At 71.5% G+C, this 12,614-nt stretch carries 10 protein-coding genes; 4 read left to right on the top strand and 6 right to left on the bottom strand.

Annotated features, from left to right (window positions below; genetic code table 11):
• Positions 1–58 precede the first annotated feature (58 nt).
• From ACFY9I_RS29145 to rsmH, 3 genes are all read right to left on the bottom strand, one after another.
• A complete protein-coding gene (locus ACFY9I_RS29145; RefSeq protein WP_391007010.1) occupies positions 59–1,840 on the bottom strand; it encodes a penicillin-binding transpeptidase domain-containing protein in 1,782 nt (593 codons plus the stop codon).
• Positions 1,841–2,031: 191 nt separating this feature from the next.
• Positions 2,032–2,652 carry a hypothetical protein gene (locus ACFY9I_RS29140; RefSeq protein WP_391006932.1) on the bottom strand — a complete coding sequence of 207 codons (621 nt, stop codon included), beginning with the start codon at positions 2,650–2,652 and terminating at the stop codon, positions 2,032–2,034.
• 147 nt (positions 2,653–2,799) lie between these two features.
• Positions 2,800–3,756 (bottom strand): 16S rRNA (cytosine(1402)-N(4))-methyltransferase RsmH, encoded by a 957-nt coding sequence (gene rsmH / locus ACFY9I_RS29135; RefSeq protein ID WP_391006930.1) that lies wholly within the window; start codon positions 3,754–3,756, stop codon positions 2,800–2,802.
• A gap of 262 nt (positions 3,757–4,018) precedes the next feature.
• Between rsmH and ACFY9I_RS29130 the strand changes: the two genes are divergently transcribed.
• The 4 genes from ACFY9I_RS29130 (at position 4,019) to ACFY9I_RS29115 (ending at position 9,835) form a co-directional block, all read left to right on the top strand.
• On the top strand, positions 4,019–4,627 hold the full coding sequence (locus ACFY9I_RS29130) for a carbonic anhydrase (RefSeq protein WP_391006928.1): 609 nt from the start codon (positions 4,019–4,021) through the stop codon (positions 4,625–4,627).
• Between the two features lie 284 nt (positions 4,628–4,911).
• Positions 4,912–5,952 (top strand): AAA family ATPase, encoded by a 1,041-nt coding sequence (locus ACFY9I_RS29125; protein WP_391006926.1) that lies wholly within the window; start codon positions 4,912–4,914, stop codon positions 5,950–5,952.
• On the top strand, positions 5,949–7,307 hold the full coding sequence (locus ACFY9I_RS29120) for a DUF58 domain-containing protein (RefSeq protein ID WP_391006924.1): 1,359 nt from the start codon (positions 5,949–5,951) through the stop codon (positions 7,305–7,307). Before ACFY9I_RS29125 ends, ACFY9I_RS29120 begins: the two co-directional genes overlap by 4 nt.
• Entirely contained in the window at positions 7,304–9,835 is a 2,532-nt protein-coding gene (locus tag ACFY9I_RS29115; protein ID WP_391006923.1) for a transglutaminaseTgpA domain-containing protein, read from the top strand. The genes ACFY9I_RS29120 and ACFY9I_RS29115 overlap by 4 nt, the downstream gene beginning before the upstream one ends.
• Before the next feature lie 479 nt (positions 9,836–10,314).
• Here ACFY9I_RS29115 and ACFY9I_RS29110 read toward each other — a convergent pair whose 3' ends face one another.
• From ACFY9I_RS29110 to ACFY9I_RS29100, 3 genes are all read right to left on the bottom strand, one after another.
• A complete protein-coding gene (locus tag ACFY9I_RS29110; protein ID WP_391006921.1) occupies positions 10,315–10,713 on the bottom strand; it encodes a DUF3040 domain-containing protein in 399 nt (132 codons plus the stop codon).
• Between the two features lie 287 nt (positions 10,714–11,000).
• On the bottom strand, positions 11,001–11,828 hold the full coding sequence (locus ACFY9I_RS29105) for a methyltransferase (protein ID WP_391006919.1): 828 nt from the start codon (positions 11,826–11,828) through the stop codon (positions 11,001–11,003).
• A gap of 131 nt (positions 11,829–11,959) precedes the next feature.
• Positions 11,960–12,499 (bottom strand): SAV_6107 family HEPN domain-containing protein, encoded by a 540-nt coding sequence (locus ACFY9I_RS29100; RefSeq protein ID WP_391006917.1) that lies wholly within the window; start codon positions 12,497–12,499, stop codon positions 11,960–11,962.
• Positions 12,500–12,614: the final 115 nt, after the last annotated feature.

The following is a 12,614-nucleotide window of genomic DNA, read 5'->3' as shown; positions in this document are numbered from 1 at the left end:
TGGTCGCACTGATCGGTGAAGGGATCAGGATGTGGTCAGGAGCGGGGTTCGGAGGCGGTCAGGGTCTGAAGGTGACGGGCAGGTTCGCGGGCTTCGCCCCGGTGGGCGGGACCTGGAGGGTCTTCAGAGCGAACTCCATGACCTCCTTGTAGATGGGCCCGCAGATCTGGCCGCCGAAGTAGCTGCCCCGGGTGGCGTTCTGGATCGCGCAGTAGACGGTGATCCGCGGCTTGTCCGCGGGCGCGAACCCGGCGAACGACGAGGTGTAGCCCCGGTACCTGCCGGTGGCCGGATCCACACGGTTGGCCGTACCCGTCTTGCCCGCGACCCGGTAGCCGGGGATGCGTGCCTTGGTGCCCGTGCCCTCCCGGTCGTCCACCACGGACTCCAGCATCCGGGCGAGGGTCTTCGCCGTCTTCTCGCTCACGACCCGTGTTTTCTGGGGTGTCGGAGCCGGGGTGAAGCGGCCGTCCGGGCCCTTGGTGCCTCGTACGAGGGTGGGCTCGACGCGTACGCCGCCGTTGGCGACCGTCGAGTAGACGGAGGCAGCCTGCATCGCGTTCAACGACATGCCCTGGCCGAAAGGAATCGTGTACTGCTGCGAGGTGGACCAGTCGCCGGGCGCGGCGAGGATGCCCTTGGTCTCTCCGGGGAAACCGAGGCCGGTGGGGCTGCCGATGCCGAACTTGCGCAGGTACGAGTGGAGGATCTGGTTGGACTCCCGCTGGTTCCTGCCGAGTTCGCCGGTGGCGAGGATGGTGCCGATGTTGCTCGACTTGGCGAGGACGCCGTTGAGCGTCAGGTACCAGGTCCGGTGGTCGATGTCGTCCTTGAAGAGCCGGTCGCCCCGGTGCAGCCGGTTGGGCACGGTGACGTGCGTACCCGGGGTGGCGACGTTCTCCTCCAACACGGCGGCCATCGACATGACCTTGGCGGTGGAGCCGGGCTCGTAGGCGTCCTGGAGGGCCGCGTTGCCCAGGGCGTCCGGGTTCGCCTCGGTGAGGTCGTTGGGGTCGAAGCCGGGCGAGTTGGCCATGGCGAGGATCTCGCCGGTGCGGGTGTCCTGGACGATCACATAGCCGCGATCCGCCTTGGACTTCCTCACCTGCTCGGTGATGGCGTTCTGCGCGGCCCACTGGATGTCGCGGTCGATGGTCAGCTCGACGTCGGAGCCGGCCACCGCGGGCGTCTCGGCGGAGCCCGCGGTGGGGACGAGGCGGCCCCCGGACTGGGCGTAGCGGATCTTGCCGTTCTTGCCCGACAACTGCTTGTTCAGCAACTGCTCGACACCACCGCCGCCCTTGCCCTCGGCGTTGACCCAGCCCAGTATCCCGGCGGCCAGGTCGCCGTTGGGGTACACGCGCTTGCTGCTGGGCTCCTGGAAGACGCCGGCCAGCACGTTGACCGTGCTCTTGTCCTCCCTGGCCTTTTTGACGAGCGCGGTCTTCAGGTCGGTGATCTGGTTCCAGACCTGGGGGGTCTGACGGCGGGCGAGCAGCACGTAACGCGTGTTCGGGGTGCGCAGTTTCTCGGTGATGGTCTGCTGGTCAGCGCCGAGGATCGGTGCGAGGAGCGCGGCCGCCTGCTCGGGTCCGTCGTCGACCTTGAGCTCCTTGCGCGTGAACATGGTGGGGTCGGCCGTGATGTCGTTGGCGTCCGTGCTGATGGCGAGGTCGACGCCGTTGCGGTCGGTGATCCCGCCGCGCTCGGCGGCCAGCACCCGGCCGACGTACCGGTTCCGGTCGGCCTTGGCCGCGTACTCGCTCGCGTCGACGGCCTGCACCTGGAGGAGCCGTACGACGAAGGCGATCATCACCAGGGTCAGCGCGAGGCTCACCAGACGCAGGCGCGGACGCGGGCTGCCGAGGTGGATGGTGCGCGCGGCCGGCTGCCGGGGCATGGCCGGGCGACGCTGTGCGGTGGGGCGGGCGCCGGGGCCCGGTCGGCGCTGCCTGCCGCCCTGGCGCACGGGCCGGGCGGGTCCGGGTACGCGGCGGCGCGGGGGCTGCCTGCCTGAATCGGCCACTTCCGTCACCTGCCGGGGGTCGTCGGGAGCTGGGGGGACTGCACGGACGGGGTGGTGGGGGTGGGGATCGCGGTAGGAGTGGCCGCGGGTGCCGGCGTCCGGAGCTGGGGCCGCGGCCGGGCCGGGGCCGACACCGGGAGCGGCGTTCGCGTCGGGGACACCGAGGGCGCGGGCGGTGTCGGGGCGGGGGGTGGGCTCTCGGGGAGGCCGGGGTCGAGAACCTCGGGCGCGAGGACGAGCGGCATACGGGCCGGGGACTGCTGGACGGCGGGCCTGGGCACACCCATGACGGTGCCGTCCGGGTTCAGGAAGGCCGGGTCGCCGCCTGGAACCATGCCCAGTTCACGGGCGCGGCGCAGGAGTGCGTCGGGCGCGGAGTAGGCGTCCACGTCCCGCTGGAGCGCCTGCTCCTCGTCGGTGTAGCTCTTCACGTCGTCCTGGAGGTCGTCGAGCCTGAACGACCCTTCGCTGAGCGCGGAGTTCAGCACGAGGAGGCCGATGAGGCCGCCCCCCAGCAGCAGAACGACGAGGAGGACGAAGGGGGTGCGGGCCGCTCCCTTGGACCTCGCGGGCAGGAGCCGCGCGAGACGGGCGGCGCGGCCCCTCAGTTCGGGTTTCCCGCTCACGCGCCCTCCCTGCGAATTCGTTCTCCGGACTCACTCACCGTCCCCGCGAGTTCGCTTGTCGGCCTCACTCACCGTCCCCTTCACGCACCGTGTGCGGTCGCCTCGTACGCCTCATAGACCTCATGCGCTTCATGCGCTTCATGCGCTTCATGCGACGTCCTCCCGTACGCGTTCCGCCCCGCGCAGGCGTGCGGGGGCGGCGCGCCGGTTCTCGGCGACTTCTTCCTCGGTGGGAAGTTCGGCACCACGGGTGAGGAGCTTGAGCCTCGGCTGATAGCGCTCGGGGACGACGGGCAGTCCGGGGGGCGCGGTGGTGGCGGCGCCCGCCGCGAACACCTGCTTCACCAGACGGTCTTCGAGCGAGTGGTACGACAGCACGGCGATCCGGCCGCCGACCGCGAGGGCCCGCACGGCGGCGGGGATCGCCCGTTCCAGGACGGTGAGTTCGCCGTTGACCTCGATGCGCAGGGCCTGGAAGGTGCGCTTGGCGGGGTTGCCGCCGGTGCGCTTGGCGGCCTGGGGCAGGGAGTCGCGGATCAGTTCGACGAGGCGCGCGCTGTTACTGAAGGGCTCCCTGTCTCGCTCGCGCACGATGGCGGAGACGATCCGCTTGGCCTGCTTCTCCTCGCCGTACGCCCGGAGGATGCGGACGAGTTCGCCCGCCGGATAGGTGTTGAGGACCTCGGCTGCGCTGATGCCGGTCGTCTGGTCCATCCGCATGTCGAGGGGGGCGTCCTGGGCGTACGCGAAGCCCCGGTCGGCCTCGTCGAGTTGCATGGAGGAGACGCCGAGGTCGAACAGGACGCCCTGGACGCGGGGGAGGTCCAGACGGTCGAGGACGTCGGGGAGTTCGTCGTAGACGGCGTGCACCAGGGTGGCGCGCTCACCGAAGGGGGCGAGCCGTTCACCGGAGAGGCGCAGGGCCTCCTTGTCGCGGTCGAGGGCGACGAGCCGGGCCCCGGGGAAGCGGGTGAGGAGCGCTTCGCTGTGACCGCCGAGGCCAAGCGTGCAGTCGACCACCACCGCGCCGGGCTCCGTGAGGGCCGGGGCCAGCATGTCCAGGCACCGCTGGAGCATGACGGGGACGTGGCGGCTGTTGCTCAAGGGGCCCTCTCAGGTCCGGCGCGAGCCGCACGTACGCGCCGCGCACGCGGGGAGACACCGGGCTGTCACCGGTTCTCCTTGGGGTTTCGGTCCAGCGGAAGGTTCCGCCTCCCGCTCGGCGTCACTTTAGTCCACGGCCCTTCGCGGTCAATCAACCGGCCTGCGCGTCGGGACATCTCCCCCGTGATGCCACGAACAAGGAGGAATCACTCGTACGGCGGCGATCCCGCCACTCCTGTGGGTTACCTCACAACAAGCCTCAATGACGTTCTTTGTCCCCTCTCACAGAGCGCCCACAGTGGGGGTGACCAGTACCGTCTTGGCTATGACGACCTCCGCAGCAGTTCCCACCGGCCCCGAAGGCGCCATATCCAACGGCACCGTCACCGACCGTCTCGTCGAGGCGAACCAGCGGTACGCCGCCGCGTTCACCGACCCCGGGATGGACGCCCGCCCCGTCCTCCGGGTCGCGGTCGTGGCCTGTATGGACGCCCGCCTCGACCTGCACGACGCACTCGGCCTGGAGCTCGGCGACTGCCACACCATCCGCAACGCCGGCGGTGTGGTCACCGACGACGTGATCCGCTCCCTCACCATCAGCCAGCGCAAGCTCGGCACCCGCAGCGTGGTCCTCATCCACCACACCGGCTGCGGCCTGGAGTCCCTCACGGAGGACTTCCGCACCGAGCTGGAGGTGGAGGTCGGCCAGCGCCCGGCCTGGGCGGTGGAGTCCTTCCGGGACGTCGACCAGGACGTACGGCAGTCCATGCAGCGAGTACGCACCAATCCGTTCCTGCTGCACTCCGACGACGTGCGCGGCTTCGTGTTCGACGTGAAGACGGGCCTGCTCCGGGAGGTCGACCCGGCCTGACCCCCGTCATGCGGACCCTCGGAACCGCCCTCCTACCCCCCGAGGGCGGTCCGGCGCAGCTTCGGTTTCCTGTCAATCTGCTGGCATCTCGCCCTTCAAAGGGCCGCAAACCTGACATATCGCGGCCAGTTATCCACAGGCGAGTGACACGGATTGGTAACGGCAGCAAGAATGCGGGTGTGGCGTCACGCTGAGCAGTTCACGCGTGGTGTCCGTGTTTCGGGGTGGGCCGGTCCGCATCGCAGAGCGACGGCCCGGAGAAAGAACGGGCCGAGGAGGGCCGGGTGACGACCTATGACGATCGAGCGAGCCTCACTGATCTGACCAGCACTGTGGAGCGAGTCCGCAGTTCGGTCGAAGGAGTGATCGAGGGCAAGCCTGAGGTCGTACGGCTTTCGTTGACAGTGCTGCTCGCCGAGGGACATCTTCTGATCGAAGACGTACCCGGCGTCGGCAAGACCATGCTGGCCAAGGCACTGGCGCGGTCCATCGACTGCTCGGTACGGCGTATCCAGTTCACGCCGGACCTGCTGCCGTCGGACATCACGGGTGTGTCCATCTGGGATCAGCAGCGCAAGGAGTTCGAGTTCAAGCCGGGCGCGATCTTCTCTCAGATCGTGATCGGCGACGAGATCAACCGCGCCTCGCCGAAGACCCAGTCCGCGCTTCTGGAGTCCCTGGAGGAGCGCCAGGTCACGATCGACGGCACGACGTACGAGCTGCCGAGCCCCTTCATGGTGGTGGCCACGCAGAACCCGGTGGAGATGGAGGGCACCTACCCGCTGCCGGAGGCACAGCGCGACCGCTTCATGGCCCGCGTCTCCGTCGGCTACCCCAGTCCGGAGGCCGAGCTGCAGATGCTTGACGTTCACGGCGGGGTCTCGCCGCTGGAGGACATGCAGCCGGTGGCGCACGCTCACGAGATCGTGAAGCTGATCGAGGCCGTCCGGGGCGTGCACGTCGCCGAAACGGTCCGGCGCTACGCGGTGGACCTGGTCGGTGCCACCCGCACCCACCCAGACCTCAGACTGGGCGCCTCGCCGCGCGCCACGCTGCACCTGCTGCGTGCGGCGAGGGCCACCGCCGCCCTGAACGGCCGGGAGTACGCACTGCCGGACGACATCCAGTCACTGGCCGTGTCCATCCTCGCCCACCGGCTGCTGCCCACCGCCCAGGCCCAGCTCAACCGCCGTACGCCGGAGCAGGTCGTCCAGGAGATCCTGCAGCGCACACCCGTGCCGCAGGCTCCCCAGGCACAGAGCGGCTTCGGCTCGGTCCACGCCACGCCCGCGTATCCGAAGCAGCCACCGCGGAGGCTTGGATGAGCACCGCCGGGCCGGCGCCCACACCGGAGCAGGACAAGGGCGGGCTGCGCACGGCCCTCGCCGGCCTCACCACGCGCGGGCGTTCCTTCCTGGCCGCCGGCGTGGCGGCCGCCATCTGCGCGTACGTCCTCGGGCAGAGCGATCTGCTCCGGGTCGGACTGCTGCTCGCCGTGCTGCCGCTGGTCTGCGCGACCGTGCTGTACCGCACCCGTTACCGGGTCGCGGGCAGCCGTCGTCTCTCCCCCGCGCGCGTGCCGGCCGGCAGCGAGGCCCGCGTCCATCTACGGATGGACAACGTCTCGCGGCTGCCCACCGGCCTGCTGATGCTCCAGGACCGGGTGCCGTACGTGCTCGGTCCGCGCCCCCGGTTCGTCCTGGACCGGGTGGAGGCGGGCGGACGCCGCGAGGTGTCCTACCGCGTCCGCTCCGATCTGCGCGGCCGCTATCCCCTGGGCCCGCTGCAGCTACGTCTGACCGACCCGTTCGGCATGTGCGAGCTGACCCGCTCCTTCTCGACCTACGACACCCTGACGGTCGTCCCGCGTGTGGAGGCGCTGCCGCCGGTGCGGCTGAGCGGTGAGGCGAAGGGGTACGGCGACGGCAGGCAGCGCTCGCTGGCGCTGGCCGGCGAGGACGACGTGATCCCGCGCGGGTACCGCCACGGCGACGACCTGCGCCGGGTGCACTGGCGTTCGACCGCGCGCTACGGCGAGCTGATGGTGCGCCGTGAGGAACAGCCCCAGCGCGCCCGCTGCACGGTCCTGCTGGACACGCGGGGCGAGGCGTATCTGGGCGCGGGCCCGGACTCGGCCTTCGAGTGGGCCGTCTCCGGCGCCGCGTCCATGCTGGTCCACATGCTCGAGCGTGGCTTCTCCGTACGACTGCTGACGGACACCGGCAGCTCGGTGCCCGGCGAGGGCGCCGACGGCTTCGCGGGCGCCAGTCAGGAGTCCGCCGACGCGGCCGGGCTGATGATGGACACCCTCGCGGTGATCGACCACTCCGACGGCACGGGCCTGTCGCCCGCGTACGACGTGCTGCGAGGCGGCAACGAGGGTCTGCTGGTCGCCTTCCTCGGCGACCTCGACGAGGAGCAGGCGACGGTGATCGGCAAGATGCGTCAGCGCAGCGGCGGGGCGGTCGCCTTCCTGCTGGACAGCGAGACGTGGACGACCGAGCCGGGCGAGGTGCCCGGGGCCGGCGGCGCGAGCGAGGAGTCGCTGCGGCTGCTGCACGAGGCGGGCTGGACGGCGCTGACCGTACCGCGCGGCGCCTCGCTGGCGGAGCTGTGGCGCCAGGCGGACCGGCAGCGCACCGGCGTGCTGTCCGGGAGCGGTGGGGAGGGATGGTCATGAGCGGTCGGGCGAGACTGGCCCTGTGCGCCTGGGCCGCCACCGTCATGGCGGCGTGCGCCCTGCTGCCGCTGGTCGATCCGGCGACCTGGATCGTCCAGGCGGCCTTCCTGCTGGGTGTGCAGACCGTCGTGGGAGCGCTCACCCGTAGGGTCCCCCTGGCACGGCCGCTGACCGTGGCCGCGCAGGCGCTGGTCACGCTGATGATGCTGACGCTGATATTCGCCCGGCAGCAGGCGGTGGCCGGCATCGTGCCCGGCCCGGAGGCGTTCCAGCGCTTCGCGACCCTGCTGCAGACGGGCGCCGAGGACGTCGGGCGGTACGCGATCCCGGCGCCGCTGAGCGACGGCATCCAGCTGATGATCATCGGCGGTGTGCTGGTGATCGGCCTCCTGGTGGACGCGCTCGCGGTGACCTTCCGCAGCGCTGCCCCGGCCGGTCTGCCGCTGCTCGCGCTGTACTCGGTCGCCGCGGGACTATCCGACGGCGCCGCGTGGCTCTGGTTCGTGCTGGCGTCCGCCGGCTATCTGCTACTGCTCCTGACCGAGAGCCGCGACCGGCTCTCGCAGTGGGGCCGGGTCTTCGGCGGCGCGCCCCACGGCCCGCACGCGGAGTCCACGAGCGGCGCCGTCGCCCCGGTGCGTACCGGGCGGCGCATCGGCGCGGTCGCGCTGGGCATCGCCCTGGTGGTACCGCTGGGGATGCCCTCTCTCGACGGCGGGCTGCTGGCCGGCGCGGGCGGCGGTCTGGGCAGGGGCTCCGGTGGTGGTGGCACGATCTCCGCGGTGAACCCGGTGGTGTCGCTGCGCGACAGCCTGAACGTGGACGAGGACCGCCAGGTCCTGTCCTACCGCACCAACACGGACAACGTGCAGGAGATGTATCTGCGCATCGTCTCACTGGACGACTTCGACGGCACCTCCTGGAAGCCGACCGAGCGCTCCATCACGGAGGTGCCGGACGAGTTCGGCACCCCGACCGGCCTCGGCTCGGACGTCAAGCGGTCCACGATCACCACCCGGATCGTCGCGGCCGAGGACTACGAGCAGGACTGGCTGCCGATGCCGTACCCGGTGACCAAGGTGGACATCGACGGCGACTGGCGGTACGAGCCGGTGGGGCGCACCCTCGTCGGCGACCACGAGCAGGACACCAAGGGTGCCCAGTACACGGTCGAGAGCCTGATCGTGCGGCCCACGGCGAAGCAGCTCTCCGAGGCGCCGGAACCGCCGCCGTCGCTGCGGCGGGAGTACACCAAGGTGCCCTCGTCGCTGCCGTCGGTGGTGGCGCGGACCGCGCTGGAGGTCACCAAGGGCGCGACGAACGACTACGAACGGGCTGTGAAGCTCCAGGACTGGTTCGCGTTCAGCGGCGAGTTCACCTATGACACCGAGGTACGGGCCGGCACGGGTGCCGAGGCGATAGCCCGGTTCCTCCGGGAGAAGGAGGGCTTCTGCGTCCACTTCTCCTTCTCGATGGCGGCGATGGCCCGCACGCTGGGCATACCGGCCCGGGTGGCCGTGGGCTTCACCCCGGGCACCCCGCAGACGAACGGCACGATGTCGGTGGGCCTGCGGGACGCGCACGCCTGGCCGGAGCTGTACTTCGAGGGCGTGGGCTGGACCCGCTTCGAGCCGACCCCCAACCGGGGCACGACTCCTCCGTACACGGTGCCGGAGGAGTCCGGCACCAGCGGCCTGCCCGATGTGCCCCGGCCCTCGCAGTCGGCGTCCACGGCGCCGTCGGCCGAGCCGTCGGCGAGCGAGAGCTGCACGCCGCAGGAGGCGAAGCTGGGGGCCTGTGGGACCGAGTCCGCGGCGGCCGTGGCGGGTTCCGACGATGACGACGGCTCGTTCTGGGGGCTGCTGTTCTTCTCGCCGTGGACCCTGTTGATCCTTCCGGGGGCACTGCTCGCGGTACTGATTCCGTTGCTGCCGATGCTGTGGCGGCTGCGGGTCCGGTCCAAGCGGCTCGGCGCGCACGAGGGTGCGCTGCCGAAACCGGCCCTGGGGTCGGCGTCCGCCAGGGAGGTGGCCGACGAAGGTGGCCGGACGGGCGGTGCCCAGGGGTCCCCGGGTAGGGCCACCGCGTACGGGCGTACGGAGGCGGCGGCTGCCCATGCGCTGGCCGCCTGGCAGGAGGTGACCGACACGGCGTGGGACTACGGCATCGCGCCGGACGAGTCGCAGACGCCCCGTAAGGCCGCCGCGCGGATCGTACGGCTCGGGGAGCTGGAGCCGTCGGCCGCGGAGGCGGTGCACCGCGTCGCGGCGGCGGTGGAGCAGGTTCTGTTCGCTCCGCGTCCGCAGGTTCCGTCGGGTCTCGCCCGGGACGCGCAGCAGGTCGGGGTCGGTCTGCGGGCGCACGCCGGCCGCCGGACGAAGCTCAGGGCACTGCTGTTGCCCCGTTCGACCGTCCGTGTCGTCTGGGCCCTCTCCGCCCGCTGGGCGGCGACCAGCGACAACCTGCTGGCCCGTATCCCGACCTGGCGACCGCCCTGGCGACGTCCCTCAACGAGCCAGAACGGCTGAGCTCCGCACGCGTCTGCCCCCGCCGGGTTCACTTGGCGGGGGCAGACGCATCAGTGGGAGGGCCCGGCTCGCACCGCGAGGGCGGACACAGCAGGGGAAAGGCCCAGCTCGCACCGCGAGGACAGACACGACAGCGAGAGGGCCCAGCTCCGCACCGTAAGGACAGACACGACAGCGAGAGGGCCCAGCTCGCGCTGCGAGGGCAAGCGTGTCTGTGACAACGCCCGGCTCGGGTGAGGGCAGACGGGGCTGTGCCTGTCGGTTCGTCCCAGTCGGGCATGGCTCTGTGGCGCGCCAGCCTCGGCGGCCACCGCGCCGTGGGTGGGTGCAGCCGGACAACGCTTGGCGGAAGGCAGGAGGGGCCATTGACGCGGCCACCGGGCGTTCGATTTTCGGGCGTGCGTGAAGGGTGACCGCCCTCGGGCGATCACCCTTCGTCCGTCTTCAGATGTGGCTGTAGGGTCGGCGATCCGGCGGGCTCAGTGTCCCTGCTCGTCACGACGGCGCTGCCAGCGCTGTTCGATTCGGTCCATCATGGAGCGGCGCTGTCGTGACTGACGACGCGCACCGGCGGAGCCAGTGGCTCCGGCGGGCTGCTCACCCGGCTTGGGGGCCTTGCGCCAACCGGTGACGGCGAGCACCGCGCAGCCCAGCATGACGAGGAACCCCACCACGCTGACCCAGATCTGCTGTGCGACCATTCCGGCCATGAGGAGCGCGATACCCACCAGAAAGCCCGCGACCGCCTGGTAGACCCGCCGCCGGGTGTACGTACGCAGCCCGCTTCCCTCAAGCGCTGACGCGAACTTGGGATCTTCGGCGTACAGCGCTCGCTCCATCTGCTCGAGCATGCGCTGCTCGTGCTCTGAGAGCGGCACGGAGTCCTCCTCATCGTGCGGTCGCCAGGGCGACCCGGGGGGTCCTCTTCAGGATAGGCAGGGAATCGCCCCCTTGAAACCCGCCCCTCTACGCCAATTCGCCAACCGGAACCCGCCATGGCACCCCGACTCGCTGAGGTGTGAATTCCCCAGCGAACGGCCCGTCATGCCGGAACGGCCTCCCTCGATCATACGGCTCCGAGCGCCCGATCGGGGGGCCTGTGGCGTACTCCATCCGCCGCCGCGCCCCTGATCAGCGGGTCACCCCGTCCACCGCGGGAGACGGCTCAGGACTCGGCGGTCCCTCGCGTCTCCCCCAGCACATGGAGTTGTGTGGCCACGGAGTGGAAGGCGGGCAGCTCGGCAGCGGCCGCCTCGAGCTGGAGCAGGGCGTCCAGAGCGCCGGGTTCGGTGTCGACGAGGACACCGGGGACCAGGTCGGCGAAGACCCGGACGCCGTGCACGGCGGCGACTCGGAGGCCCGCGCCCTCGACGAGGGCGGTGAGCTGCTCGGCGGTGAAGCGGTGGGGAACCGGATCACCCTCGCCCCAGCGTCCGTTCGGGTCGTCGAGCGCCTGCCTGGCCTCCTTGAAGTGCCCGGCGAGGGCCCGTGCGAGCACCGCGCCGCCCAGTCCGGCGGCGAGCAGGCTGAGCACACCGTCGGGGCGCAGCGCGGCGACCGCGTTGCCGAGGCCCTCGGCCGGGTCGTCCACGTACTCCAGCACGCCGTGGCAGAGCACCGCGTCGTAGCCGCCGCGCTCCGCGACGTCGAAGAGGCCGTGCGCGTCGCCCTGGACGCCCCGCACGCGGTCGGCGACCCCGGCTTCGGCGGCCCGGCGCTCCAGCGCGAACAGGGCGTTGGGGCTGGGGTCGACGACGGTGACGCGGTGGCCGAGGCGGGCCACGGGCACCGCGAACTTGCCGCTGCCGCCGCCGGTGTCCAGCACGTCGAGCGACTCACGCCCCGCGGCCTTCACCCGGTGGTCCAGGGCGTCCCGCAGGACCTCCCAGACCACGGCGGTACGCAGGGAGGCACGAGGGCGGGAGGGATCGGAGCGCAGCGACGTGGCCTGGGCGTGCTGATGGGAGACGGGCGGGCGCATCGGGTCCGACACGGCAGTTGACTCCTCGGCGCGGCACCGCCTGGTGTGCGGCGGAGCGATGGGCTTGCGTCTCCGCCGGGCCGGTGGCCACGGCGGAGGGTGCTGATGTCCCCAACCCTAATGGGCGCCGCCGGGGCGGTCGGTCAGCCGGCGTCCGGGACCCCTGGCCCGCCGTCCTGCCGGGGCTGTGGCAGTACCGGCTGGAGCACCAGCATCCGCTCCACGAGGCGCAGGAACATCGCCACGTCGCGTATGAGGTCGTCGGCGTCACGCGGGCTCGCCGCGCCCTGGATGCCTGCCTCGGCGCGTGCCCGGCGGGCGGCGCCGGAGGCGAACAGCGCGCTCCACTCGGCGAGTTCGGGAGCTATCTCGGGGAGCACTTCCCAGGCGCTCCGGATCCGGGCCCGTCGCTTCGGGGTCGGTTCGGGGCGACCCCGGGCGGCGAGGACGGCGGCGGCGGTGCGCAGGGCGGCCAGGTGGGCGGTGGCGTACCGCTCGTTGGGCGTATGGAATCCGGACGCCTCGTCGAGGCCGGCGCGGGCCTGGGCGAGCAGGTCGAGGGCGGCGGGCGGGGCCGTCGCCCGGCGCAGCACGGGGTGCACGTCGCTCGCCGGGCCGGTCAGTGAGGGGGCAGGGCCGGGGACACGGCGCCGATGGGCGGCTGCTGCGTGGTGGCTGGCCATGACGAACCTCCTGTCGTCTTCGTGACGGCACGCCCTGACACGAGGTGCCCGTATGTGCTCATCGTGCGGTATGCCACTGACAATCCGTTCTGACCTGGGCCTTTGCTTCAATCAG

It is taken from the genome of Streptomyces sp. NPDC012510, assembly GCF_042955065.1.
Classification (GTDB): domain Bacteria; phylum Actinomycetota; class Actinomycetes; order Streptomycetales; family Streptomycetaceae; genus Streptomyces.
Note: the sequence above shows the minus strand (reverse complement) of the source record. Positions and strands in the feature narration are given on the sequence as shown.